The organism is Agromyces sp. LHK192 (assembly GCF_004006235.1).
Taxonomy (GTDB): Bacteria; Actinomycetota; Actinomycetes; order Actinomycetales; family Microbacteriaceae; genus Agromyces.
Window position 1 is genome coordinate 2,373,058 of sequence record NZ_CP034753.1, and the last position, 23,743, is coordinate 2,396,800.

The following is a 23,743-nucleotide window of genomic DNA, read 5'->3' on the forward strand; positions in this document are numbered from 1 at the left end:
TTACTCGGCCTTGGCGGCCTCGTCGGCCGCCTCGGCGCCGGCCTCGTCTGCAGCCGACTCGGTCGCGGCGACCTCGGTCGCTGCCGCGTCGACGACCTCGGCGGCCTCGGCCTTGGCCTCGGCCTCGGTCTCGGCGACCTTCTCGGTCTCGGCCGAAGCCTGCTCCGGCGTGGTCGCGCTGCCGGCCTGGAGGAGCTCCTGCTCCCACTCGGCGAGCGGCTCGGCGGCCTCGTCGCCCTCTTCGGGCTTCTGGTGGCGCTGGATGAGGCCCTCGGCCGCAGCGTCGGCGATGATGCGCGTGAGCAGGCTCACCGAGCGGATCGCGTCGTCGTTGCCCGGGATCGGGTACTGGACCTCGTCGGGGTCGCAGTTGGTGTCGAGGATGCCGATGACGGGGATGCCGAGCTTCTTGGCCTCGTCGATCGCGAGGTGCTCCTTCTTGGTGTCCACGACCCAGAGCGCCGACGGCGTCTTCGAGAGGTTGCGGATGCCGCCGAGCGACTTGTGCAGCTTGTCGAGCTCGCGCTTCTTGAGGAGGAGCTCCTTCTTGGTGAAGCCCGAGGTGGTGCCCTCGTAGTCGAGCTCCTCGAGCTCCTTCATGCGGGCGAGGCGCTTCGACACCGTCGAGAAGTTGGTGAGGAGGCCGCCGAGCCAGCGCTGGTTCACGTAGGGCTGGCCGACGCGGGTCGCCTGCTCGGCGATGGACTCCTGCGCCTGCTTCTTGGTGCCGACGAAGAGGATCGTGCCGCCGTGGGCGACCGTCTCCTTGACGAAGTCGTACGCCTTGTCGATGTAGGCGAGCGACTGCTGGAGGTCGATGATGTAGATGCCCGAGCGCTCGGTGAAGATGAAGCGCTTCATCTTCGGGTTCCAGCGGCGGGTCTGGTGCCCGAAGTGCACGCCGCTGTCGAGCAGCTGGCGGATGGTGACGACGGCCATGAGCCGTTCTCCTTCTGTTCTCAGTTGACGCTTGCGACCGGCGGTCGAAGCCCTGGTGCCCGGCACGGCTCCGCCCGAACCGACGAGGTCGCCGGTCGGGACTGAGTGGATTCGTGGCCGAATGGGCACGCGGAGTCACCTCGCATGGCGAGGCGCAAGGATCATGCTATCACGGGCACCTCTCCTCCCCAGCCGCTCCGCGCGTCCACGGCGCCCTGTTGTCACGCGCTTCGCGCACCTCGCGGCCCCGCCTCGCCAGGCTTCGGGAATGGACGATCGATGGATGCCCCTCCGCCCCCGGTTCGCGGCACTGTTCCGGTTCGCGGCACTGTTCCGGTTCGCGGCACTGTTCCGGTTCGCAGGCGGCTCCCGCAGACGCGTCGCCGCGGCGTTGCTCACCGGCACCGTGCTGCTGGGCGCATCGACCGGCGCGGCGCCGGCGGCTGGACGGCCGGCACCGGGCCCGGGAGTCCCCGACGCGGCGGCCGGGACCTGGCGGTGGCCGGTCGCGCCGCCGATCCGCGTGGTCGCGCCGTACCGCCAGCCTGCGACCGAGTACTCGGCAGGGCATCGCGGCATCGACCTCGCGGCTGAGCCGGGTACACCGGTGCTGGCGCCCGACGCGGGCGTGGTGCACTTCGCGGGCCCGGTCGGCGGGAGGCCTGTGCTGTCGATCGACCACGGCGACGGCGTGCTCAGTTCCATCGAACCGGTCCTGGCCTGGGTCGACGCCGGCAACCGCGTCGTACGGGGCGAGGAGATCGGCGTCGTCGACGCCGGCGGGCACTGCGACGGCAGCTGCGTGCACTTCGGCGTGCGGATCGACGGCGCCTACGTCTCGCCGTTCCTGTTCCTCGGGGGCGTGCCCCGAGCGGTGCTGCTCCCGCTGCGCTGATCCAGATCGTGCCAGCCGCTCGGCGCGGAGCGACCGCAGCCGTACCAGCGGGCGCGCCGACGCGGCGCACTCGGACTGAAGGACGGGTCCCGACCTCAGGCCCGCGGGTGAGCCGTCCGGTACGTCTGCTTCAGCCGCTCGGCCGAGACGTGCGTGTAGATCTGCGTGGTGCCCAGGCTCGCGTGGCCGAGGAACTCCTGCACGGCGCGCAGGTCGGCGCCCCCGTCGAGCAGATGCGTGGCGGCCGTGTGGCGGAGCGCATGCGGCCCGCTCGGCCCGCTCCCCGGGAGGTCGGCGAGGAGGCTCGCGACGAGGCGGTGCACGGCACGCACCCCCAGCCGGCCGCCGCGCGAGCCGATGAAGGCGGCGGGGGTCGCCGTCCTCGTCGGCCCGCTGAAGCGTGGCGCCGGCACGGCGGGGCCCGATTCCGTGAGCAGGAGCGGCCTCGCGCGTTCGAGATAGCGATCGAGCGCTCGCGCTGCGGGAGCACCGTACGGCACGACCCGTTCCTTCGAGCCCTTGCCGAGCACTCGGACCGTACGACGAGACCGGTCGATCTCGTCGACGTCGAGACCGACCAGTTCCGACACGCGGAGCCCGGATGCGTACAGGAGTTCGACGACGGCGCTATCGCGGGCGGCCGTCGGTTCGCCATCGGCCGCGGCCGCTTCCAGCCGGCCGAGCAGCCCGTCGATCGCCTGACGCGTGAGGACCCTCGGGAGCGCACGCTGCCCTCGGGGCGCCCGCAGCCGCGCGGCGGGGTCGGCGGGCAGCAGGCCCCGACGGGCCGCCCAGGCGAGGCATCCCCGCACGGAGGCGGCCCGGCGCGCGATCGTCGATCGCGCGAGCCCGGCCTCGGTCGCCTCCCAGAGCCAGTCGCGAAGCAGCGGCAGGCTGATCGTGTCGAGCGGCGCGTCGTGCTCCGCCGACTCCCACTCCGACGCCGGTGGCTCGGTGACGGCGGTGCGTCGCGCGGCGAACTCGACGAGATCGGCGAGGTCGGACGCGTACGCCTTCACCGTGTTCGCCGAGTACCCGCGTTCGGCGGTCAGGTGCCCGAGGTATGCGTCGATCGCCTGGTGGAACGACGGAGTCGTCGTCATGGCGCCTGCTTGCGCGAGAAGCGTTCGAGCCGACCGACGGGGTCGACGCGCTCGATCTCGTCGAGGAAGTCCGACCCGAATTCGGCGACGACCGGGTGGTCGCCGACCGGCACGACCGCGGTGGTGGCGCCGTCGGCGCGGAGGTACGCCAGCGAGAACGAGCGGCCGCCGTCGATGCCGACGAGCGAGCGCGGCGCGGCCGAGGGGTCCAGCGTGTACGCGATCGCGCCGGCCACGGAGACCGGGATGCCCGCGAACGTGCCGTTCGTCGGATAGTGCAGGTGCCCGCCGAGGATGAGGCGGACGTCGCTGCCGACGAGCACCTCGGCGAGCGCGTCCTGTCCGCGAAGTTCGAGCACGTCCATCAGGGCCAGCGGACTCGCGATCGGCGCGTGGTGCATCGCCAGCACGCTGCCTGCGGGTGCGGGTTCGGCGAGGACCTGCGCGAGCCAGGAGACCGCCTCGCCCGTCACGTCGCCGTGATGCCAGCCGGGCACGGTGACGTCGAGCGTGATGATGCGGAGTCCGTCGACCGTCGTCACGCGGTGCAGCGGCGACTCCCCGTCGTCGTCGGCGCCGGGCCGGGCGTCGAGCAGCGCCTCGCGGAACGGGCCGCGCTCATCGTGATTGCCGATGACCCAGACGAGTTCGGCGCCGGCACGCACCGCGAGCGGCTCGAGCGCGGCACGCGCCCGGTGATAGGCGTCGGACTCCCCCAGATCGGCGACATCGCCCGTGACGACGATCGCGTCGAGCATCGGGCCGAGCCGTTCGAGCTGCCGCACCGCCTGCTCGAGCGCAGCCACCGTGTCGACACGGCCTCCGAGCTCAGCGCCGCCGGCGAGCAGATGCAGGTCCGAGAGGTGCGCGATCACGTGCGACGGCGCCGGGAACCGGCCGAGCCGGGGTGCATCGGTGAGTCCAGCCACGCGGCCAGCGTACGGTGCACCGCCGACGCTCGACGGCGCCTCGCCGGGGTGACCGCGGTTGCCTGGGCGTCGCCGGGCGATCGCGCCTCCCCCGAACTCCGAGGCGATTCCGGCCGGACGGCCGCGCGCGGTGCCGGCTCTGCCGTATCGGCAGCATCGAGCTGCGACCCTCGCGAGGTCAGCCGGAGCGTACGGCGACCCAACCGTTCGGATTCCGGGCTGCGCGGCCCTCCGCCTCGAGCGCGCCGAGCAGGCCGAGCGCCCGACGGGGCTCGATGCCGGCGCGGCGGGCGACCTCGTCGGTCGTCCGTGGGGCGCGAGCGCTCAGGGCGTCGATCACCCTGACCTCGTCCGGATGCCGCCGCGCGCCGCGCGCACCGCCGGGAGCCGGCCCGCCTCGCTCCCCGGGCCTCCCTCCGGAGACGGGAGCCCCACCGGTCGCGAGTTCCGCCATCTGCTCCGCGTCGACGACGCAGACGGCGTCGAACTCGCGCAGGAGCCGGTGGCATCCCGCCGACGCCGGGCTGGTGACGGGACCGGGTACGGCGCCGAGCGGACGTGCCAGCGCGGCGGCGTGACCCGCCGTGTTGAGCGATCCCGAGCGCAGCCCGGCTTCGAGCACGATCGTCGCTGCGCTCGACGCGGCGATCAACCGATTCCGCTGGAGGAACCGCCATTTCGTCGGCGCCGCGCCGCACGGCAACTCCGAGACGACGGCGCCGTTCTCGATGATCCGCGTGAGCAGCGATTCGTGCCCGAGCGGGTAGAGGCGATCGACCCCGCCGGCGAGGAAGGCGACCGTGCGGCCGCCGCTACGGAGCGTCGACCGATGGGCCATGCCGTCGATGCCGTAGGCACCGCCCGACACGACGGTGAACCCGCGATCGCTGAGCCCTGCGGCGGATTCGACCGCCACGTGCTCGCCGTACCCGGTCGCCGCACGGGCTCCGACGAGTGCGATGCTCGGCTCGGATCGTGCCGGCAATCCGGCGTCGCCGCGCACCCAGAGTGCCAACGGTGCGTGCACCCCGAGGTCGTCGAGTTCGACCGGCCAGGCGGGATCGGCCGGGATCAGCAGCCGTGCCCCCACCCTGGCGGCATCGCGAACCGCTCGTTCCACGGCGTCGGCGTCGATTCGCGGGCGCCAGCGCTCCAACGCGGCGCGGGAGCTGCGTGGGTCGAGCGGCGCGTCGGCGTCGACCAGTGCTGTGGCGAGCGCCGTCGCATCCGCGCCGCCGAGCAGCAGGTCGGCGACGGCGAGCGGCCCGAGTGCTGCCACGGCGTGGCCCATCACGCCGTCGCCGGGTTCGGCGATGGAGCCGAGGAGTGTTCGAGCGACCGCCTCGAGGTCCTCGGTGTCACGCCCGATACCGATCGTCGCACGCCCGATCCGATCGGTCAGCCGTTCGATCGCGCTCATCGCGGCGCCCCCTTCCGCAGGGCGAGTGCCGTCCCGACGTGGTCGGCGCCGGGCGAGGTCGCGCCGTCGAGATCGCAGATGCTCCAGGCCAGTTTCAGCACCCGGTCGTACCCGCGCATGGTGACCGCGCCCCGCTCGAGCGCCCGGTCGAGCGACGCAGTCGCGCGACCACCGGGGTGCAGGCCGCCGGCACCTCGCAGCCACGGTCCGGGCATCTCGGCGTTCGTGCGCCACGGCGTTCCGGCGAGCCGCTCGGCTGCGGTCGCGCGGGCGACCCCGACCCGTTCCTTCGCCGTGGCGCTCGTGATGCCGGGCGGCTCGCCGTCGAGGCGGATCGCCGAGGTGATGCGCGGCACCCAGACCTGCACGTCGATGCGGTCCATCAGGGGCCCGGAGAGTCGGGCGAGGTACCGGCGGCGCGCCACCGGTGCGCAGGTGCACTCGCCGTGCTTGAGTCCGTATTGCCCGCACGGACATGGGTTCGCCGCGAGCACGAGCTGGAACCTGGCGGGGAACGTGGCGACCGCGTTGGCACGGTGGATCCGGATGGTGCCCGATTCGAGCGGCTGTCGCAGCACGTCGAGCACGGACGACGCGAACTCCGGGGCCTCGTCGAGGAACAGCACGCCGTGCGTCGCTCGGGGGGCCGCACCCGGCCGGATGACCCGGCTCCCGCCGCCCACCATGGCGGCGGCGCTGGCGGTGTGGTGCGGGGCGATGAACGGCGGCCGGAGGTCGAGTCCGCCCATGGGAGGCTCGCCGGCGAGCGATCGCAGCGAGGCGACCTCCAGCGCGGACTCCGGATCGAGGTCGGGGAGGATGCCGGGCAGGCGCGAGGCGAGCATCGTCTTGCCCGCCCCGGGCGGCCCGCCGAGGAAGACGTGGTGCCCGCCCGCCGCCGCTGCCAGCAGCGCCTCGACCGCATCGGTGTTGCCGGTGACGTCCGCGAGGTCAGCGGCCGCGGCGACCTCGGATGCTGCACCGCCGATACGTGCGGGTGCCGGCCGCTGCTCGGTCGGCATGGTCCGGAACGCATCGAGGAGATCCGCGTCGCCCTCGCCGCCGTGTCGGACCGCGGCCTCCAGCAGCGAACCGACGGCGATGACGTCGACGCCCGGGACGAGCGAGGCCTCCTCGGCGTTCGCGGACGGCACCATGACGGTCGTGAATCCGGCTCGCGATGCCGCGACGACCGCGGGAAGGATGCCGGCGACCGGGCGGACGCGGCCGTCGAGGCCGAGCTCGCCGAGGTGCACCACCTTCGCGACCGAGTCGGGATCGACCTGGCCGGCGGCGGCGAGGCAGGCGAGGGCGACGGCCAAGTCGAAGCCGGAGCCGTGCTTCGGCAACGAGGCGGGTGAGAGGTTCACGGTGAGTCGGCGCTGCGGGAGCGGGCATCCGGCGTTGGTGGCGGCGGAGCGGACGCGTTCACGTGCCTCGCCGAGCGCCGCGTCGGGGAGGCCGATGATCACCAACCCGGGGAGTTGGCTGGACAGGTCCGCTTCGACCTCGACGATGGAGCCGGTCATTCCGAGCAGGGCGACCGAGCGGGTGCGCGCGACGGGCATCAACTCACGCCCTCGAGGTGTTCGACGACCGTGCGCGCCCCCGTCGGCGCGAGCACCGCGATCGCGTCGACGCGGATGCGGCCGACCGGTTCGGTCGCCTGTTCGCACCACGCCACGGCGAGTCGGCGCATCCGCGCGAGCTTGCGGGCGGTGATCGCCTCGAACGGGTGCCCGAAGTCGGCACTCGTCCGCGTCTTCACCTCGACGAAGACGGTGTCCCGCCCGTCGCGCGCCACGATGTCGATCTCACCGATCCGACAGCGCCAGTTCCGATCGATCACGCGCATCCCGCGCGCCTCGAGGTGCTCGACCGCGAGGTCTTCGCCTCGCCTGCCGAGTTCCGTGTTGTGGGCCATCCGCACCACCTCCGCGACCAGCGTGGCGGCCGCGCGGCGGTGGTCCGCGCGTCAGGACGCGTCTCGGGGACGGATGACGCGGATCGAGCCTGTGCAGGAACCGACGTTCAACGCCGCGGAGGCGTCACTCGTCGAGCGCGAGTTCCTTCGGCAGCTCGAAGTCCCTGGTCGCGAGCTCCTCGATGTTGACGTCCTTGAACGTGAGGACTCGGACGGCCTTCACGAACCGGTCGGCACGGTAGACGTCCCAGACCCAGACGTCCTTCATGGTCAGTTCGAAGTAGAAGTCGTGCTCGGTGTCACGACGCACCAGCTCGACCTCGTTCGCGAGGTAGAAGCGTCGCTCGGTCTCGACCACGTACTGGAACTGCGCGACGATGTCGCGGTACTCCCGGTAGAGGGCCAGCTCGACCTCGCGGTCGTAGTCGTCGAATTCGTCCTCGTCCATCGGATTCATCCTACGCCGAGGTCGAACAGCGCCGGACCGGATTCCGCCGTGACCGAGCGGTCGTGCAACCAGGTGTGCCGGTGCAGGGCGCTCGGGCCGTGGTCGTCGATCGCGGCGAAATGCGCACGCGTCGAATACCCCTTGTTCTCGTCCCAGGAGTAGAGCGGGAGATCGTCGTGCTCGCGGCGCATCCCCCGGTCGCGGTGCACCTTGGCGATGACCGACGCAGCCGAGACGGACGCGCAGTCCCGGTCGGCCTTGATGCGCGTGATCACCTGGGCGCGGTGCTCGATCGACTGGCTCAGCCAGTCGTGGTTGCCGTCGAGCAGGAGCGGCGCGCCGCCGGGCAGGTCGAACTCGGCGGCGAGCGCACGGTAGGCGCGCGAGCCGGCGAGACCGAGGCAGGCCATGATGCCGATCGCGTCGATCTCCGCAGCGGATGCCTCGCCGACCGCGGAGGCGGCCACCCATCCGGCCGCCCGCGGAGCCAGCTGCTCGCGCTTCGGCTCGGGCAGCAGCTTCGAGTCGCGAAGTCCGGCGGGGATGCGCCGGACGTCGGGCAGGATCACCACCAGGCCCACGGTCACCGGACCCGCGAGCGCACCGCGCCCGACCTCGTCGCACGCCAGCACCACCGGGGCCCCGTCGGCGAAGAGCGCGCGCTCCGCGACGAGCGACGGCGGACGCCCGCCCGCCACCATCAGCCGTCGCCGCCGTCGACGCCGGTGAAGACCTCGGGGTAGTTGCCCAGCCACGCCCAGTGTTCGATGGGCCAGCTCACGACGAACGCCCTGCCGACCACGTTGTCGATCGGCACGAAGCCTTTCAGCGGCGTCTCCTCGTTGTACCGCGAGTCCTTGGAGTTGTAGCGGTTGTCGCCCATCACCCAGAGCGACCCCTCCGGCACCGTGACGTCGAAGTCGTCGCGCGAAACGCGCGCCTCGCCGGCGGGCAGCACCGCGTAGGCCGACTCATCCAACGGCACGCCGTTGACGCTCATCTGCCCGAGCGCGTTGCAGCACACCACGTGATCGCCGGGCAGCCCGATGACGCGCTTGACGAGGTGGTCGTTGGAGTCCGGGGCCGACAGGCCGACGAACGCGAGGAACCACTCGACGGCGGCGACGAGCGGCGGCTGATCGATCTCGGGGGTCGCGGGCAGCCACCCGCCCGGATCGCGGAACACGACGACGTCGCCGCGCTCGATGCCGACGAGCTCCGGCACGAGTTCGTTCACGATGATGCGATCGTCGACCTCGAGCGTCTGCTCCATCGACTGCGACGGGATGAAGAACGACCGGATCAGGAACGTCTTGATCAGGAACGAGACGAGCACGGCGACCACGAAGATCACGAGCAGGTCGCGCACGAACAGCAGCACCCCGCGCTTGCGCCTGTTCGCCGATTCGTCGCCCTCGCGGCCGTCGCGCGTGGTGCCTGTGTCTTGTGTCATTTAACCGCCCGAGCTCCCCACCCAGTCTAGGGGTGGGGAGCTCGGTCGAATCGCACGCGCCGGTACGGCGCGCGGAGGCGCGATCAGTTGTCGCGCTTCTCCTTGATCTTCGCCTTCTTGCCGCGCAGCTCGCGCAGGTAGTACAGCTTCGCGCGGCGGACGTCACCGCGGGTGACGACCTCGATCTTGTCGATGATCGGCGAGTGCACCGGGAACTTGCGCTCGACGCCGACCTGGAAGCTGATCTTGCGGACCGTGAAGGTCTCGCGGACGCCTTCGCCCGAACGGCCGATGACGACGCCCTGGAAGACCTGGACGCGCGAGCGCGTGCCTTCGATGATGTTGACGTGCACCTTGACGGTGTCGCCGGGACGGAAGTCGGGGACGTCCGACTTCAGGCTCGCGGCGTCGACGTGGTCGAGGATGTGCATGATGGTTCGCTCTCTGCGCCCGCCACCGGTCGAACGCGGATCAGTTGGAAACGTGTCTGGTGCCGCCCGCGCGATCCGATCGCGCAATGCTGCTCCCCGGAGGCAGAGACCTGCGGCGGCACAATCGTCCATTCTGCCAGATCATGCCCGGTTCCGGCAAAGCGAGCGGCGCCGAGCACCCGGCGATCGGGCATCCGCACCCCGGCCCTCAGTCGGGGTCGCGTGCCTCGCGGATCACGATGACCTCACCGGCGTCGTACGGCGCCATGCGCGGCGGCGTGCCGGGCTGCTGCCCGGACTGCTGGGCTGCGACGCGCTCGAACTCGGCCATGGACGCCTGCATCCGTCGAGCGCCGTCGCGGATCAGTTGCCAGATCGACCACCAGAACGCCACGATCGCCAGGGCGATCGAGAGCGCGCCGAAGCCCGCGGCGGTGGCGCCGTAGAACCCGGCACTGATGATCGAGAGGTGCCAGGCGCCGAGCACGCCGACGTCGCCCCACGACACGGCGCGCTGCTCGCGGACCGTGGGTCGCGCATTCACCATGAAGGCCACGACGATGAGCGAGATGAACGTCACGGGCAGGGTGATGACCAGGCCCAGGGTCCCCCACCCTCCGCCGCCGAACACGGCCCAGCCGATCGCGAGCCACCCGGGCAGCACGATGGCGGCGATGAACTGCCAGCGGAGGAACAGCCGACGTGCGAACATGGCCCAAGCGTACCGGCGACCGCTGTGCGCCCGCCGGGTGTTCACTCAGGGCGGAGCAGACAGAATGGGAGCCTGAGGAAGGATTGCCGTGATCGAACTGAGGACCCCTGCAGAGATCGAGCAGATGCGCCCCGCCGGGCGATTCGTCGCGAGCGTGATCGAGGCGACCGCCGCGGCCGCGAAGGTCGGCGTCAACCTGCTCGAACTCGACGCCCTCGCGCACGAGATGATCCGCAAGGCGGGCGCGGAGAGCTGTTACATCGACTACCACCCCTCGTTCGGCGCGAGCCCGTTCGGCAAGGTGCTGTGCACCTCGGTCAACGACGCGGTGCTGCACGGCCTCCCCTTCGACTACACCCTCAAGGACGGCGACCTGCTCAGCGTGGACTTCGCCGCGTCCGTCGGCGGCTGGGTCTCCGACTCCGCGAAGTCGGTGGTCGTGGGCACGCCGCGCGACGAGGACCTCCGTCTGATCCGCACGACCGAGCGCGCACTCGATGCCGGCATCGCCGCCGCGAGGCCCGGCAACCGCATCGGCGACATCTCCCGCGCGATCGCGGACGTCGCGCGCGAACAGGGCTACTCCATCAACACGGACTTCGGCGGCCACGGCGTCGGCCGGACGATGCACGGCGACCCTCACGTGCCGAACAACGGTCGCCCCGGACGCGGGCTGCCGTTGCGGCCCGGACTCGTCATCGCGATCGAGCCGTGGTTCCTCGAGACCACCGACCGCATCTTCACCGACCCCGACGGGTGGACGCTTCGCAGCGCCGACGGTTCGCGCGGTGCGCACTCGGAGCACACGATCGCGATCACCGACGGCGATCCCCTGGTGCTCACCGCGCGCGGGTAGGCGACCCGGCGCGACCCGGAATCAGGCGGCTTCCTCGACCTCGATCTCGACCGCCCCGTCGACGACTCGCGTGCGGAACGCCTGCAGCGACAGCGACGGGTCGGTGTAGCACTCGCCGGTGACGAGGTCGTACACCTCCTTGTGGAGGGGCGAGGCGAGCGTGGGCCGGTCGCCCTTGGAACCGACGATGCCGCGGGCCATGACCGGCGAGCCCATGTGCGGGTCGATGTGGTCGACCGCGTACACCTCGTCCGGCCCGATCAGCACCACGGCGATCTGCCGGCCGCCGATGAGCGCGACCTCGCCCCAGAACGGTTCGAGGTCGCTCGTGTCGCACACGCGGACCCAGGTCGTCGTTCCAGCCAGGAGTGTCATCGGCGTTCACCTTCCTCTTGTCCGAGCGACGCTACCCACGCGATGTTTCGGCAGCGCGGTCGCCGGTGTTTCCGCTCGGTCAAACCCTCCTCACATCACCCCTCGGTCGATGTGCGCTCACGGACGGGTGAGGTTACCCCGGCGTAATCTCGCCGAAACCGCCCCGCCCTAAGCTCGCCGCATTCGAGAGCTGGAGGACCCATGACCGAGCGCGCCGTGTCGGCCGAAACCCCCGACACCGAAGACGTCCGCCAGGTACTGGTGGTCGGCGCGGGCCCCGCGGCCCACCGCCTGGCCGACAGCCTGCACCAGCGCGACACCGAGCGCCGACTCCGTGTGACGGTGGTCGGCGAGGAGACCTGGCAGCCCTACGACCGCGTCGCCCTGAGCACCCGCCTCGACGGCGGAGCCGACCTGACCCTCGAGCCGGCGGGCGTGTGGGGCGATGACCACATCCGCCTCGTGCTCGGCGAGCGGGTCGTCGAGATCGACCACGCCGCGCGCACGGCGACGACCGATGCCGGCCGGGTGCTGGTGTGGGACGACCTGGTGCTCGCCACCGGATCGAGCGCGCCGGTCCCCGAGATCGACGGCCACGAGCACGCCCGCGTGTACCGGACTATCGACGACGTCGATCGGATCGTCGCGGAGGCCGCCTCCCTCGCCGACGAGCACGGGCGCCCGGCCAAGGTCCTGGTCGCCGGAGGCGGCCTGCTCGGCCTCGAGGCGGCCGGCGGTCTCGCCCGCCTCGGCGCCGACTCCGCGGTCGTGCACTCCGGCGGCTGGCTCATGTCCGCCCAGCTCGACGAGGGCGCCGGCCGGGCCCTGGGGCGGATCATCTCGGGCCAGGGCATCGCCCTGCACCTGGGCACGCGCCCCCAGCGCATCCACGTGGATGGCGGCCGGGTGACCGGGGTCGGCTTCACCAACAGCCAGCGCATCGACGCGGACCTCGTGATCTTCGCCATCGGCATCCGCGCGCGCGACGAGCTCGGCGCCGCGATGGGCCTCGAGCTCGGCCCGCGCGGCGGCGTCGAGATCGACACCGCGTGCCGCGCATCGCTGCCCGGCGTGTGGGCGATCGGCGAGGTCGCGAGCTTCGAGGGCCGCTGCACCGGGCTCGTCGCCCCGGCGAACGCCATGGCGGAGGTCGTCGCCGACCGCCTGCTCGGCGGGCTCGCCGAGTTCACCACGGTCGACGACGCGACCAAGCTCAAGCTGTCGGGCGTGGACGTGGCGAGCTTCGGCGACGCGCTCGCGAAGGCCGACGGCGCGCTCGAGATCGTGTACGCCGACCCCGCCCGGGGCATGTACCAGAAGCTCGTCATGACCGACGACGCGAAGACCCTGCTCGGCGGCATCTTCGTCGGCGACGCCTCGCCGTACGCCTCGCTCCGCCCGCTCCTCGGCACCGAGCTCTCGAGCGAGCCGGCCGCCTACCTGTCGGCGAGCGGGATGGAGCCGCCCGCCGGCGACGACCTCCCCGAGTCGGCACTCGTGTGCGCCTGCAACAACGTCAGCGCCGGCAGCATCCGGGACGCGATCAACGGCGTGCACGACGACGCCTGTACCGAGCTCGGTCCGCTGAAGGCGTGCACCCGCGCGGGCACCCAGTGCGGCTCCTGCGTGCCGCTGGTCAAGAAGATCCTCGAGGGCGAGCTGGCGAAGTCGGGCATCGAGATGTCCCGCGCGCTGTGCGAGCACTTCGACCTGAGCCGGCAGGAGCTCTTCGAGTCGGTGCGCGTGCTCGGACTCACGAGCTTCGAGGAGATCCTCGCCCGGTTCGGCCGCGGGCTCGGCTGCGACGTCTGCAAGCCGGTCGTCGGATCGATCCTCGCGACGCAGCAGGGGTCCTACATCCTCGACGGCGGCCGCGGCGCCCTGCAGGACACGAACGACCGCGCCATGGCGAACATGCAGAAGGACGGCACCTACTCGGTCGTCCCGCGCATCCCGGCCGGGGAGATCACGCCCGAGAAGCTCGCCGCGATCGCGGACGTCGCGATGGAGTTCGGGCTCTACACGAAGATCACCGGAGGCCAGCGGATCGACCTGTTCGGTGCACGCCTCGACCAGTTGCCCGACATCTGGAGGAAGCTCGTCGACGCCGGCTTCGAGTCGGGCCAGGCGTACGGCAAGGCGCTTCGCAACGTGAAGAGCTGCGTCGGTTCGACGTGGTGCCGGTACGGCGTGCAGGACTCGGTCGGCATGGCGGTGCAACTCGAGCTGCGCTACCGCGGCCTGCGTTCCCCGCACAAGCTCAAGTTCGGCGTGAGCGGGTGCGCCCGCGAGTGCGCCGAGGCGCGCGGCAAGGACGTCGGCGTCATCGCGACGGACCAGGGCTGGAACATGTACGTCGGCGGCAACGGCGGGTTCCAGCCGGCGCACGCGCAGCTCCTCGCGAGCGACCTCGACGACGAGACCCTGCTGAAGTACATCGACCGCTACATCATGTACTACGTGCGCACGGCCGACCGCCTGCAGCGGACGGCCAGATGGATGGAGGACATCGAGGGCGGCATCGACCACGTCCGCGACGTCGTGGTCAACGACTCGCTCGGACTCGCCGAGGAGCTGGAGGCCGCGATGAGCCGCCACGTCGACACGTACGAGGACGAGTGGGCGGCGACCCTCGCCGACCCCGAGCGTCTGCGTCGGTTCCGTTCCTTCGTGAATGCGCCGAACACGCCCGACCCGTCGATCGCACGCGTCCCGGAGCGCGACCAGTTCCGGCCGGCGACCGCCGAGGAGCGGGCCGACGGCCGCGCAGTCCTGCTCGCAGGCGCCACGATCCCGGTCCGCGGGAGGGACGAATGAGCGCCATCGGCGACCCGCGTGGCGGCCGGGTCACCCTCATCGGCGGCGGACCCGGTGCCGACGACCTGCTGACCCTGCGCGCCGTGAGGGCCTTGGGCAGCGCCGACGTCGTGCTGTACGACCGGCTCGCACCGCACGCCCTGCTGCACGAGTTCGCGCCCCGGGCCGAGCACATCGACGTCGGCAAGACGCCGGGGCACCATGCCCTCCCCCAGTCGGGCATCGAGGCGCTCATGGTCGAGAAGGCCCTGGGCGGCGCGCACGTCGTGCGACTCAAGGGGGGCGACCCCTACGTGCTCGGTCGTGGTGGCGAGGAGGTGCTCGCCTGCCATCGCGCCGGACTCCCCGTCGAGGTCGTTCCCGGCGTCACCAGCGCGATCGCCGCGCCGTCGGCCGCGGGGATCCCGCTCACGCATCGCGGCGTGTCGACGATGTTCACCGTCGTGTCCGGTCACGCACCGCTCGACGACGACACGTTGCGCCACCTGGCGGGCCTCGGCGCGCTCGGCGGGACGATCGTGATCCTCATGGGCGTGGCGAACCTGCCGCAGATCACGGCGGGGCTGGCGCGGCACGGGCTCGCGGCCGACCTGCCCGTCGCCGTCGTCGAGCGAGGATTCCAGCCAGGCCAGCGCACCACGGTCTCGCAGCTCGGCGGCATCGTCGTGGCGGCCCACCGCGCGGGTGCCGAGTCCCCCGCCGTCATCGTGGTCGGCGAGGTCGTGCGCCTCGCGCACGACGGCGACCTGAGCGCGCAGGGACTCATGGACCGCGCGGCCCGGCTGACGGCGATGGACGCATGACCGTGGTGCTGGATCCGGTCGCGCCGGGGTTCCGGCCCGATCAGCTCGAGGGGTTCCGGATCGGCGTGACGAGCGACCGGCGTTCGGCCGACCTCATCGACGCCCTCGAGCGTCGCGGCGCCCAGGTGCTGCACGCGCCGACCCTGCGCATCGCGAACGCGCGCGTCGACGATCCCGTCATCTCCGACACGCGGGAGATCATCGAGGCGAAGCCCGACGTGCTGCTGGCGACCACGGCCTACGGCGTGCGGCGCTGGTTCGAGGTCGCCGATGCGGCGGGCCTCGGCGAGGCGCTCGTCGACACGCTCTCGACGAGCGCCATCCTCGTGCGCGGGCCGAAGGCCCGCGGCGGCATCCGCGCAGCCGGTCTCAACGACGTCGGCATGAGCCCGCACGAGACGACCGAGTCGCTCATCGACACGGTGCTCGAGCAGTACCCGTCGGGTCTGACGATCGCGGTGCAGATGCACGGATTCCTCGACCCGGGCCAGCTCGACCGGCTGCGCGAGGCGCACGCCCGCGTGCTCACCGTCGAGCCCTACCGGTGGACCCTCCCGGACGACGCGGACGAGCGGGTGGGCCGGCTGATCGATGCGATCCGCCTGCGCACAGTCGACTGCGTCACGTTCACGAGTGCACCCGCGGTGCACGCGCTGTTCGCCGCGGCCGAGGCCGTCGGCTCCGGCGAGGAGATCATCGACGCGATGCGCGGCCCCGTGGTCGCCGCCGCGGTCGGCCCGGTCACGGCGCAGCCGCTGATCGATGCCGGCATCGATCCGATCCAGCCCGACCGGTTCCGGATGGGGGCGCTGATCCGCCTGGTCTGCGAGCACCTCGAGCAGCACCGCGTCGACCGCCTCGTCACCCGCGCGGGACCGGTGGTGCTGCGCGGCAGCGTCGTCGAGGTCGCCGGCCGCAGGATCGCCCTCGCTCCGGCCGGCCTCACGATCCTGCGCACGCTGGTCGACGCAAACGGTTCGGTCGTCTCCCGCGAGCAGCTCGTGCGGGCCCTGCCGGGCACGTGCGACGAGCACGCCCTCGAGGTCGCGATGAGCCGGCTCCGGCAGACGATCGGCGTGCCGGGTGTCATCGCCACCGTGGTGAAGCGCGGGTACCGGGTGGACGTCTGAGGATGCCGCCTGCCGCCCGGCACGCCGCCCTGGACGGCCTCACACCGGCCGCGCCGATGCGTGAGCAGAACGCGACAGATCGTTTACGACCGGCACGATCCGCAGAAACACCGGCCTCGTAACTTCGGCAGGAGACCACCACTGGACCGCACCGGAGGACCTGATGACCGACACCGTGAACGACGTCCGAGACGCCCCCGCGTCATCCGCAGCCGTGACGTCGGGCGCTGCCCCGACGACGGGCACCCCTGAGCTCACGCACCGCCCGGGCCGCTGGATCGACGGCTGGGATCCCGAGAACCGCGACCAGTGGGAGCGCGTCGGCCGCTCGATCGCCAAGCGCAACCTCGGCTGGTCGATCTTCGCCGAGTTCCTCGGCTTCGTCGTCTGGCAGCTCTGGAGCATCGTCGCCGTCATGCTGCCCGCCGCGGGCTTCCAGCTCGAGACGAGCCAGATCTTCTGGCTCATCTCGATCCCGAGCCTCGTCGGAGCGACCCTTCGGATCCCATACTCCTTCGTGGTCGCGAAGTTCGGCGGCCGCAACTGGACGATCGTCTCCGCGGCGCTCCTGCTGATCCCGACGATCGCGATGGCCGTCTGCGTCGGCAACCCCGACACGCCGTTCGGCGTGCTCCTCCTGGTCGCCGCGCTCGCCGGCTTCGGCGGCGGCAACTTCGCGAGCTCGATGTCGAACATCACCTTCTTCTACCCGCAGCGCGAGAAGGGCTGGGCACTCGGCCTCAACGCGGCCGGCGGGAACATCGGCGCTTCGGTGGCGCAGTTCGCCGTGCCGATCGTCGTCACCGTGGGCGCTGCGACCACGATGAACCTTCCGTGGGCCGGCTGGATCTGGGTGCCGCTCATCCTCGTCGCGATGTTCGGTGCGTTCCGGTACATGGACAACCTGTCCAACGCGAAGGCGGACCTCGCCGGCTCGGCGGCGGCCCTCAAGGAGCCGCACCTCTGGATCATGTCGCTGCTCTACATCGGCACGTTCGGCTCGTTCATCGGCTTCGCGAGCGTCTTCCCGAAGCTCATCGCCGACCAGTTCCCGGAGTTCAGCACGTTCGCCGTCGGCGGCGCATCCATCTCGCTCGCGTTCCTCGGTGCGCTGGTCGGGTCGCTCTCCCGCCCGTACGGCGGCCGGCTCTCCGACCGCTTCGGCGGAGCACGGATCACCATGTGCGCATTCGCCGCGATGGCGCTGATCACGACCGGTGTGATCCTGACACTGCCGATGGGCAACTTCTGGATCTTCCTGGTCGGCTTCCTCCTGCTGTTCGCCACGGCCGGCATCGGCAACGGTTCCACCTACCGCATGGTGCCCGTGGTGTTCTCGGTGCGGGGCGGCGGCGAGGCGAGCCGCGGCGGCGACGTCTCGACGCAGCGGAAGGCGGCGGCGGCGCTCGGCCTGATCTCCGCGATCGGCGCGTACGGCGGCTTCCTCATCCCCCAGGCTCTCAGCCTCTCGTTCCAGGGCACGGGCGCGTACACGAGCGCATTCCTCGTCTTCATCGGCGTCTACGTGGCGCTGCTCCTGCTGACCTGGGCCGTCTACGTCCGCGGTGCGGTCGCTCGGGCGGGCAAGATCTGAGGATCGGTTCGGATGCCTCCCCGGAGGCATCCGAACGCGATCACGGCGGTGGATGCCTCGACGGGGCATCCACCGCTTCGTCGTGCGGACACGGATACCGGCACAGAAGGGTCTCGGTGCGGGTGGGGGCGGTACGGTGTCGAGGCTCAGGCGGACCTCAGCCGCGAGCGAGGTACTCCTGCTCCTCCGCGATCGCGTCGGCGCGGTCGAGGACGAGCCGGACGAGCGCGTCGTCCGCAGCCTCGCCCGGCAGGAGCAGCGGGTCGGCGATCACGTCGGCTCCGGCGACGATCGCCGCGTCGTAGAAGGTGCCCGGGGCGAGCAGGTAGGTCGCGACGTGCACCTTCGTGCCGGGGTGCACGGCCCGGAGCATCTCGATCGCGTCGGGCAGGCGGGGAATCGCCGCGGCGATGAAGCCCACCGTGACGGCGCGGCCGATCCGGGCACCGAGCAGGCGCGCGGTCTCGAAGCACTCGCGCACCGCACGCGGGTCGTTCGACCCGGCGGCGGCGAGCACGACGCACACGTCATCGTCGTCGTCGATCGGGCCGAGCCGACGCTCGAGGACCTCGACGATCCGCTCGTCGGGTCCCAGCGGGTCGGCCAGCGACGCGCCGGCGACCGGAAGCCGCTCGAGGCCCCGGGCGAGGCCGGTGCGCACGTGGTAGCCGGCGGACAGCACGAGCGGCACGATGATCGCCCGCGGGTCGGAGACCGCCTCCGCGAGCGACGTGGCGAGGTCGCTGTGCTGTGCGTCCACGAACGTGATCGACACGTCGGCTTCCGGGCGGGCCCGGACGACGCCGTCGACGAGGTGCATGATCGCCTCGCGGTTGGCCGGCGATGGCACCCCGTGGGTCACGGCGACGAGCCGCAGCGGACGGAACTCGTAACTGTCCGCCTCGACGGTGACCTGGGAACTCGACGAATCGACCGCCACGTGTAACTCCGCCTTCCGACCGGGCGAACCCTTCGCCGTTTCGACGGTACGAACGACGTGTTTCGGAAGCTGCGCGGAGGTGTTTCCGGGACGTGAAGTCTCCCTCACGCCGCTTGCGGCGACGGGTGGGAGCCGGTCAGTCGAGGAGCTCGGGGCGCACGCGACGCGTGCGTTCGACCTGCTGCTCGCGGCGCCACGCGGCGACCGCACCGTGGTTGCCGCTCAGCAGCACCGGCGGCACCTCCAGGTCGCGCCAGACGGCGGGCTTGGTGTAGCTCGGGTACTCGAGCAGTCCGTCCTCGTGGGACTCCTCGACGAGGCTCTCGGGGTTGCCGACGACGCCGGGCACGAGTCGACCGGCCGCCTCGATCATCGCCATGACCGCGACCTCTCCGCCGTTGAGCACGTAGTCGCCGAGCGAGATGAGCCTGACGCGCATCCGCGTCGAATAGTGGTCGACGACGCGCTGGTCGATGCCCTCGTACCGGCCGCACGCGAAGACCAGGTGCGGTTCGGCCGCGAGTTCGCGCGCGAGCTGCTGCGTGAAGGGCTCGCCCGCGGGCGACGGTACGACGAGGAGCGCGTCGGATGCCTGGTCGCCGACGATCGAGTCGAGCGCCTCGCCCCACGGTTCGGGCTTCATGACCATGCCGGCGCCGCCGCCGTACGGGGTGTCGTCGACGGTGCGGTGCCGGTCGTGGGTGTGGTCGCGCAGGTCGTGGGCGACGACGTCGATGAGGCCGGACTGGCGGGCCTTGCCGAGCAGCGACAGGTCGAGCACCCGGAAGAACTCCGGGAAGATCGTGACGATGTCGATGCGCACGGGCTACGCTCCGGTGGCCGGGGCTTGCGGAGCCGGATCGGCGCCGCCGCCATCGCCTGGCTCGCCCGACTCCTCGGGCTCGTCGGGCTCGTCGAGGTCCTCGAACAACCCGGCGGGCGGGGTGATGGTGACCGTGCCCGCTTCGAGGTCGACCTCGGGGACGATGGCCTGCACGAGCGGGACCATGACGTCGCGACGCTTCGGACCGTCGGTCTTCACGACGAGCAGGTCCTGAGCGGGCAGGTGGTCGACGTGCACGACCCGGCCGACCCGTCGTCCGTCGCGGATCGCGGCGAGTCCGACGAGCTGGTGGTCGTACCAGGCGTCGGGCTCCGACGCCTCGTCGGCGGGAAGGTCGATCCACAGGATCGCCCTCACCGCCGACTCGGCTGCCGTGCGGTCGTCGATGCCCTCGAAGAACCCGACGGGCTGGCCGTTGAACCAGCGGAGGTCGGTGAGGGTCAGGTGCTTGCCGTGCCAGGGCGAATCGGCAGGAACCTGGAGCGAGAAGACGGCGCCCGGGACGAAACGTCGCTCGGGGTCGTCGGTGTAGAGCTCGAGCTTGAGGGCGCCCTTCAGGCCGTGGGCCTTGGTCAGGCGACCGACTCGGAGTTGCTGGGGCCGGGGTTGCGTCGTCACGTCAGTCGTCGGTGTCGACGACGTCGACGCGCACCCGACGGCCGTCGGCCAGCGCGGTCACGAGCGTGCGCAGCGCCTTCGCCGTGCGGCCCGCGCGGCCGATGACGCGGCCGAGGTCCTCGGGGTTCACGTGAACCTCGAGGACCTCGCCGCGTGCGCTCGACGCGGACACGACCCGGACGTCGCCCGGGTGGTCGACGATCCCCTTGACGAGGTGTTCGAGCGCGGACTGGAGCAAGGCTTACGCCTCGTCCGTGGTCTCGGCGGCCTCGGCCTCGGCGGCCTGCGCCTCCTCGACCTTGGCCGGCTTCTCGGCCTTGGGCTTGACGACCGACTTCTTCGCGGCGTCGGGCTCGAACGAGGCCTTGGCCTCGGCGGTCTGGACGGTGGACTTCGCGTCCTTGTCGCCCTTGAAGGTGCCCCAGTCGCCGGTCAGCTTGAGGATGGCGAGGACCTGCTCGGTCGGCTGCGCGCCGACGCCGAGCCAGTACTGCGCACGGTCGGACTTGACCTCGATGAACGAGGGGTTCTCGGTGGGGTGGTACTTGCCGATCTCCTCGATGACGCGACCATCGCGCTTGGTGCGCGAGTCGGCGACGACGATGCGGTAGTACGGGGCCCGGATCTTGCCGAGGCGCTTGAGGCGGATCTTGACAGCCACAATTCTCCTGAAGTGTTGTGAGGTTGGGCGAACTGACAGCCGTGAGCGTGGGGTGCACACTCGGCGGAAGCTCAATGGGGCCCTGCGCGCCGGATAGAGGGTCGGGCGGTACAGAACTCGACTGACCATTCTTGCAGATCCGGCGGCCTGTCGCCAATCCGTACGGCCGCGCGTCCGCGGCATCCCGGCGCTACCGGACGCGTCGTCGCGGGCAAGGGCCCGGCGCGCGCTGCGCGGTTCGTGCCAAGATGAGCGCACGGCGCCAACGCCGGGACTGGACGGCCCCATGCAGATCGACTTCGCCAGGTCCGAACGCTCCACGATCGGTATCGAATGGGAACTCGCCATCGTCGATCGCTCGACGGGCGAGCTGGCCTCGGTCGGCGACCGGGTGCTCGACGAGCTGCGCAGTCCGGACGGCGAGCCGCATCCGACCATCACGCACGAATTGCTGACGAACACGGTCGAACTGGTGAGCGGCGTGCACCGCACGGTCGCCGGCGCCGTCGCCGACCTCGAGGGGCAGGTCGACGAGGTGCGCCGCGTGCTCGACCGGCTCGGCGAGTACGACCTCATCTGCAGCGGGTCGCACCCGTTCAGCCAGTGGTACGACCAGCACCTGACCGACAAGCCGCGCTACCACAAGCTGATCGACCGCACCCGCTGGTGGGGTCGGAACATGATGATCTGGGGCATCCACGTGCACGTCGGGCTCGAGGACGGTTCGTTGGCGCTGCCCGTGCTCGACGGCATGCTGGCGTACGTGCCGCACCTGCAGGCGCTCTCGGCGTCGAGCCCGTTCTGGGCGGGGGTCGAGACCGGGTACGCGTCCAACCGGGCGCTCATGTTCCAGCAACTGCCGACCGCGGGACTCCCCTATCCGCTCGCCGACTGGGCGTCCTACGAACGCTACGTCGACGACCTCGTCCGGACGGGGGTGATCGAGGATCACAGCGAGGTGCGGTGGGACATCCGCCCGTCGCCGAAGTGGGGCACGATCGAGGTGCGCGTGTGCGACGGCGTCTCGACCGCCGGCGAGATCGCGGGCATCGCGGCGCTGATCCAGTGCCTCGTCGATCGGATGGTCGACGAGATCGCCGACGGTCGCACGCCGCCGGTGATGCAGCCCTGGTACGTGCGCGAGAACAAGTGGCGCGCGGCCCGGTACGGCATGGACGCCGAGATCATCACGGATGTCGCGGGCACCGAGCGACTCGTCGGCGATGACCTCCTCGACCTCGTGACGAGCCTGGCGCCGACTGCCGAACGGCTCGGCTGCGCCGCGGAGCTCGCGTCGGTCCGGCTCATGGTCGAGCAGGGCGCCAGCTACCGGCGCCAGCTCGACGTGGCGCACGGCGCCGACGGCGACCTCCGCGCCGTCGTCGAACACCTGGCGCGCGAGCTTCGCAACGGGGTCAGGCCGGGATCCGGCGGGTCCTGATCAGCTCGGCGTACCAGCGCGCGGAATCCTTCGGCAGCCGCTCCAGGGTGTCGTAGTCGACCCGGACGATGCCGAACCGCTTCGAGTAGCCGTAGCCCCACTCGAAGTTGTCGAGGAACGACCACACCTGGTAACCGCGGAGGTCGACACCGCGCGCCATCGCCCGATGCGCGGCCGTGAAGTGTCGGCGCAGGTAGTCGACGCGCTGGTCGTCGTGCACGGCCGGTCCGTCGGGGCCGTCCGTGACCACGTCGGCGAAGGCCGCGCCGTTCTCGGTCACCATGAGCGGCAGGGTCGGGTAGGCGTCGTGCAGCGCGACGAGCAGGTCTTCCAGGCCCGAGGGGTCGATGTTCCAGCCCATCTCGGTGTATGGCCCGGGCTGCTCGAGGAACTCGACCGCCTCGGAGCCCGGCCACGCGGTGCCGCCCATGTCCTTGTGCCCGTCGGCGTTCACCTTCGGCGACTCGCCGTCCCACATGCGCACGGTCACGGTCGAGTAGTAGTTCACGCCGAGCAGGTGCAGCGGCTGGCGGATGAGCTCCGTGTCGCCGGGGCGCACGAACGCCCAGTCGGTGACGTCGGCCGTGTCGGCGATCACGTCGGCCGGGTACTCGCCGTCGAGCAGCGGCCCGAGGAACACCCGATTCGCGAGGCCGTCGATGCGGCGGGCCGCCTCGGCCCCGCTCGGACCGGACGGCCGGATGACGTGGAGGTTGAGCGTGATCGAGAACTGCGGGTCGCCGGGGACGACGTCACGCAGGGCGGCGACGGCGAGCCCGTGGGCCAGGTTCAGGTGGTGTACCGCGGCGAGCGCCTTCGCGCCGTCCATGAGCCCCGGCGCGTGCGCGCCGGAGCCGTAGCCGAGGTAGGCGCTGCACCACGGCTCGTTGAGGGTGGTCCACACGGCGACGCGGTCGCCGAGCCGCTCGCCGACGATGCGGGCGTAGTCGGCGAAGGCCTCGGCCGTCGCCCGGTTCGTCCACCCGCCCTCGTCCTCGAGCGCCTGCGGGAGATCCCAGTGGTAGAGGGTCGCGATGGGCCGGATGCCCCGGGCGATGAGCCCGTCGACGAGCCGCTCGTAGAACGCGAGCCCTGCCTCGTTCGCCGGGCCGCGCCCGGTCGGCTGGATCCGCGGCCACGCGATCGAGAACCGGTACGCCTCGAGCCCGAGTTCGACCATGAGGTCGAGGTCGGACTCCCACCGGTGGTAGTGGTCGTCGGCGACGTCGCCGGTGTCGCCGTTCCAGACCTTGCCGGGCGTGTGGCTGAAGGTGTCCCAGATGGACGGCCCGCGGCCGTCCTCGTGCGCGGCACCCTCGATCTGGTACGAGGCCGTGGCCGAACCGAAGAGGAAGTCGCCGGGGAACTCGAGGCCCGCGTCGCGGTAGTCGGGTCGGTCGATGGTCATGT

Annotated in this window: 25 protein-coding genes; 7 read left to right on the forward strand and 18 right to left on the reverse strand. The window is 71.5% G+C overall.

Going from position 1 to position 23,743, the window contains the following annotated elements:
* Positions 1 to 939 (reverse strand): 30S ribosomal protein S2, encoded by a 939-nt coding sequence (gene rpsB / locus ELQ40_RS10700; RefSeq protein ID WP_127793673.1) that lies wholly within the window; start codon positions 937 to 939, stop codon positions 1 to 3.
* 283 nt (positions 940 to 1,222) lie between these two features.
* Between rpsB and ELQ40_RS10705 the strand changes: the two genes are divergently transcribed.
* The gene (locus tag ELQ40_RS10705) at positions 1,223 to 1,834 is read left to right on the forward strand and encodes a M23 family metallopeptidase (protein ID WP_127793674.1); all 612 of its coding nucleotides are present in this window, start codon (positions 1,223 to 1,225) and stop codon (positions 1,832 to 1,834) included.
* A 95-nt stretch (positions 1,835 to 1,929) separates the two neighbouring features.
* Here the strand turns inward: ELQ40_RS10705 and ELQ40_RS10710 are convergent, their stop codons facing one another.
* From ELQ40_RS10710 to ELQ40_RS10755, 10 genes are all read right to left on the reverse strand, one after another.
* Entirely contained in the window at positions 1,930 to 2,937 is a 1,008-nt protein-coding gene (locus ELQ40_RS10710; RefSeq protein WP_127793675.1) for a tyrosine recombinase XerC, read from the reverse strand.
* Entirely contained in the window at positions 2,934 to 3,866 is a 933-nt protein-coding gene (locus ELQ40_RS10715; RefSeq protein ID WP_127793676.1) for a metallophosphoesterase, read from the reverse strand. The genes ELQ40_RS10710 and ELQ40_RS10715 overlap by 4 nt, the downstream gene beginning before the upstream one ends.
* 178 nt (positions 3,867 to 4,044) lie before the next feature.
* Positions 4,045 to 5,286 (reverse strand): DNA-processing protein DprA, encoded by a 1,242-nt coding sequence (dprA, locus tag ELQ40_RS10720; protein WP_127793677.1) that lies wholly within the window; start codon positions 5,284 to 5,286, stop codon positions 4,045 to 4,047.
* Positions 5,283 to 6,854: a YifB family Mg chelatase-like AAA ATPase gene (locus tag ELQ40_RS10725; protein ID WP_127793678.1), complete on the reverse strand. Its 1,572-nt coding sequence runs from the start codon at positions 6,852 to 6,854 to the stop codon at positions 5,283 to 5,285. The genes dprA and ELQ40_RS10725 overlap by 4 nt, the downstream gene beginning before the upstream one ends.
* Positions 6,854 to 7,210: a YraN family protein gene (locus ELQ40_RS10730; RefSeq protein WP_127793679.1), complete on the reverse strand. Its 357-nt coding sequence runs from the start codon at positions 7,208 to 7,210 to the stop codon at positions 6,854 to 6,856. The genes ELQ40_RS10725 and ELQ40_RS10730 overlap by 1 nt, the downstream gene beginning before the upstream one ends.
* Before the next feature lie 124 nt (positions 7,211 to 7,334).
* Positions 7,335 to 7,658: a DUF2469 family protein gene (locus ELQ40_RS10735; protein WP_127793680.1), complete on the reverse strand. Its 324-nt coding sequence runs from the start codon at positions 7,656 to 7,658 to the stop codon at positions 7,335 to 7,337.
* A gap of 5 nt (positions 7,659 to 7,663) precedes the next feature.
* Positions 7,664 to 8,359: a ribonuclease HII gene (locus tag ELQ40_RS10740; protein ID WP_127793681.1), complete on the reverse strand. Its 696-nt coding sequence runs from the start codon at positions 8,357 to 8,359 to the stop codon at positions 7,664 to 7,666.
* A complete protein-coding gene (gene lepB / locus ELQ40_RS10745; protein ID WP_127793682.1) occupies positions 8,359 to 9,111 on the reverse strand; it encodes a signal peptidase I in 753 nt (250 codons plus the stop codon). Before lepB ends, ELQ40_RS10740 begins: the two co-directional genes overlap by 1 nt.
* 83 nt (positions 9,112 to 9,194) lie before the next feature.
* Complete coding sequence (gene rplS, locus ELQ40_RS10750) at positions 9,195 to 9,542, reverse strand: 50S ribosomal protein L19 (protein ID WP_127793683.1); 348 nt, start codon at positions 9,540 to 9,542, stop codon at positions 9,195 to 9,197.
* A 208-nt stretch (positions 9,543 to 9,750) separates the two neighbouring features.
* Positions 9,751 to 10,254 carry a hypothetical protein gene (locus tag ELQ40_RS10755; RefSeq protein WP_127793684.1) on the reverse strand — a complete coding sequence of 168 codons (504 nt, stop codon included), beginning with the start codon at positions 10,252 to 10,254 and terminating at the stop codon, positions 9,751 to 9,753.
* Positions 10,255 to 10,342: 88 nt separating this feature from the next.
* Between ELQ40_RS10755 and map the strand changes: the two genes are divergently transcribed.
* Complete coding sequence (gene map / locus ELQ40_RS10760) at positions 10,343 to 11,110, forward strand: type I methionyl aminopeptidase (RefSeq protein WP_127793685.1); 768 nt, start codon at positions 10,343 to 10,345, stop codon at positions 11,108 to 11,110.
* Positions 11,111 to 11,131: 21 nt separating this feature from the next.
* Here the strand turns inward: map and nirD are convergent, their stop codons facing one another.
* Complete coding sequence (nirD, locus tag ELQ40_RS10765; RefSeq protein ID WP_127793686.1) at positions 11,132 to 11,485, reverse strand: nitrite reductase small subunit NirD; 354 nt, start codon at positions 11,483 to 11,485, stop codon at positions 11,132 to 11,134.
* Between the two features lie 201 nt (positions 11,486 to 11,686).
* Between nirD and nirB the strand changes: the two genes are divergently transcribed.
* The 4 genes from nirB (at position 11,687) to ELQ40_RS10785 (ending at position 17,829) form a co-directional block, all read left to right on the forward strand.
* Positions 11,687 to 14,302 carry a nitrite reductase large subunit NirB gene (gene nirB / locus ELQ40_RS10770; RefSeq protein ID WP_127793687.1) on the forward strand — a complete coding sequence of 872 codons (2,616 nt, stop codon included), beginning with the start codon at positions 11,687 to 11,689 and terminating at the stop codon, positions 14,300 to 14,302.
* Positions 14,299 to 15,105 carry a uroporphyrinogen-III C-methyltransferase gene (cobA, locus tag ELQ40_RS10775; RefSeq protein ID WP_127793688.1) on the forward strand — a complete coding sequence of 269 codons (807 nt, stop codon included), beginning with the start codon at positions 14,299 to 14,301 and terminating at the stop codon, positions 15,103 to 15,105. The genes nirB and cobA overlap by 4 nt, the downstream gene beginning before the upstream one ends.
* The gene (locus tag ELQ40_RS10780; protein WP_127793689.1) at positions 15,102 to 16,235 is read left to right on the forward strand and encodes a uroporphyrinogen-III synthase; all 1,134 of its coding nucleotides are present in this window, start codon (positions 15,102 to 15,104) and stop codon (positions 16,233 to 16,235) included. The genes cobA and ELQ40_RS10780 overlap by 4 nt, the downstream gene beginning before the upstream one ends.
* A 163-nt stretch (positions 16,236 to 16,398) precedes the next feature.
* Complete coding sequence (locus ELQ40_RS10785; protein WP_127793690.1) at positions 16,399 to 17,829, forward strand: MFS transporter; 1,431 nt, start codon at positions 16,399 to 16,401, stop codon at positions 17,827 to 17,829.
* A gap of 157 nt (positions 17,830 to 17,986) precedes the next feature.
* Here ELQ40_RS10785 and ELQ40_RS10790 read toward each other — a convergent pair whose 3' ends face one another.
* The 5 genes from ELQ40_RS10790 to rpsP all read right to left on the reverse strand — a co-directional run bounded on the left by ELQ40_RS10790 (position 17,987) and on the right by rpsP (position 20,892).
* Positions 17,987 to 18,769: a sirohydrochlorin chelatase gene (locus ELQ40_RS10790; protein ID WP_240665744.1), complete on the reverse strand. Its 783-nt coding sequence runs from the start codon at positions 18,767 to 18,769 to the stop codon at positions 17,987 to 17,989.
* A gap of 136 nt (positions 18,770 to 18,905) precedes the next feature.
* Positions 18,906 to 19,592 carry a tRNA (guanosine(37)-N1)-methyltransferase TrmD gene (gene trmD, locus ELQ40_RS10795; protein WP_127793691.1) on the reverse strand — a complete coding sequence of 229 codons (687 nt, stop codon included), beginning with the start codon at positions 19,590 to 19,592 and terminating at the stop codon, positions 18,906 to 18,908.
* A gap of 3 nt (positions 19,593 to 19,595) precedes the next feature.
* A complete protein-coding gene (rimM, locus tag ELQ40_RS10800) occupies positions 19,596 to 20,231 on the reverse strand; it encodes a ribosome maturation factor RimM (RefSeq protein WP_127793692.1) in 636 nt (211 codons plus the stop codon).
* Between the two features lies 1 nt (position 20,232).
* Positions 20,233 to 20,469, reverse strand: a complete 237-nt coding sequence (locus ELQ40_RS10805; RefSeq protein ID WP_127793693.1) for an RNA-binding protein — start codon at positions 20,467 to 20,469, stop codon at positions 20,233 to 20,235.
* 3 nt (positions 20,470 to 20,472) lie between these two features.
* Positions 20,473 to 20,892 (reverse strand): 30S ribosomal protein S16, encoded by a 420-nt coding sequence (rpsP, locus tag ELQ40_RS10810; RefSeq protein WP_127793694.1) that lies wholly within the window; start codon positions 20,890 to 20,892, stop codon positions 20,473 to 20,475.
* A 286-nt stretch (positions 20,893 to 21,178) separates the two neighbouring features.
* Here rpsP and ELQ40_RS10815 point away from each other — a divergent pair, with 286 nt between their 5' ends.
* Complete coding sequence (locus ELQ40_RS10815; RefSeq protein WP_127793695.1) at positions 21,179 to 22,333, forward strand: glutamate--cysteine ligase; 1,155 nt, start codon at positions 21,179 to 21,181, stop codon at positions 22,331 to 22,333.
* On the opposite strand, the gene ELQ40_RS10820 is transcribed toward ELQ40_RS10815, so the two are convergent.
* Positions 22,308 to 23,741: a GH1 family beta-glucosidase gene (locus tag ELQ40_RS10820; RefSeq protein WP_127793696.1), complete on the reverse strand. Its 1,434-nt coding sequence runs from the start codon at positions 23,739 to 23,741 to the stop codon at positions 22,308 to 22,310. The genes ELQ40_RS10815 and ELQ40_RS10820 overlap by 26 nt on opposite strands.
* Between the last annotated feature and the right edge of the window lie 2 nt (positions 23,742 to 23,743).

Bases quoted from the DNA above. Each gene is read 5' to 3' on its own strand.
- dprA (WP_127793677.1), bottom strand. From the start codon at position 5,286: ATGAGCGCGATCGAACGGCTGACCGATCGGATCGGGCGTGCGACGATC.
- cobA (WP_127793688.1), top strand. From the start codon at position 14,299: ATGAGCGCCATCGGCGACCCGCGTGGCGGCCGGGTCACCCTCATCGGC.
- ELQ40_RS10785 (WP_127793690.1), top strand. From the start codon at position 16,399: ATGACCGACACCGTGAACGACGTCCGAGACGCCCCCGCGTCATCCGCA.
- rpsB (WP_127793673.1), bottom strand. From the start codon at position 939: ATGGCCGTCGTCACCATCCGCCAGCTGCTCGACAGCGGCGTGCACTTC.
- ELQ40_RS10730 (WP_127793679.1), bottom strand. From the start codon at position 7,210: ATGGCCCACAACACGGAACTCGGCAGGCGAGGCGAAGACCTCGCGGTC.
- ELQ40_RS10725 (WP_127793678.1), bottom strand. From the start codon at position 6,854: ATGCCCGTCGCGCGCACCCGCTCGGTCGCCCTGCTCGGAATGACCGGC.
- ELQ40_RS10820 (WP_127793696.1), bottom strand. From the start codon at position 23,741: ATGACCATCGACCGACCCGACTACCGCGACGCGGGCCTCGAGTTCCCC.
- rplS (WP_127793683.1), bottom strand. From the start codon at position 9,542: ATGCACATCCTCGACCACGTCGACGCCGCGAGCCTGAAGTCGGACGTC.
- ELQ40_RS10780 (WP_127793689.1), top strand. From the start codon at position 15,102: ATGACCGTGGTGCTGGATCCGGTCGCGCCGGGGTTCCGGCCCGATCAG.
- ELQ40_RS10740 (WP_127793681.1), bottom strand. From the start codon at position 8,359: ATGGTGGCGGGCGGGCGTCCGCCGTCGCTCGTCGCGGAGCGCGCGCTC.
- ELQ40_RS10710 (WP_127793675.1), bottom strand. From the start codon at position 2,937: ATGACGACGACTCCGTCGTTCCACCAGGCGATCGACGCATACCTCGGG.
- ELQ40_RS10735 (WP_127793680.1), bottom strand. From the start codon at position 7,658: ATGGACGAGGACGAATTCGACGACTACGACCGCGAGGTCGAGCTGGCC.
- nirD (WP_127793686.1), bottom strand. From the start codon at position 11,485: ATGACACTCCTGGCTGGAACGACGACCTGGGTCCGCGTGTGCGACACG.
- ELQ40_RS10755 (WP_127793684.1), bottom strand. From the start codon at position 10,254: ATGTTCGCACGTCGGCTGTTCCTCCGCTGGCAGTTCATCGCCGCCATC.
- ELQ40_RS10705 (WP_127793674.1), top strand. From the start codon at position 1,223: ATGCCCCTCCGCCCCCGGTTCGCGGCACTGTTCCGGTTCGCGGCACTG.
- nirB (WP_127793687.1), top strand. From the start codon at position 11,687: ATGACCGAGCGCGCCGTGTCGGCCGAAACCCCCGACACCGAAGACGTC.
- ELQ40_RS10815 (WP_127793695.1), top strand. From the start codon at position 21,179: ATGCAGATCGACTTCGCCAGGTCCGAACGCTCCACGATCGGTATCGAA.
- lepB (WP_127793682.1), bottom strand. From the start codon at position 9,111: ATGACACAAGACACAGGCACCACGCGCGACGGCCGCGAGGGCGACGAA.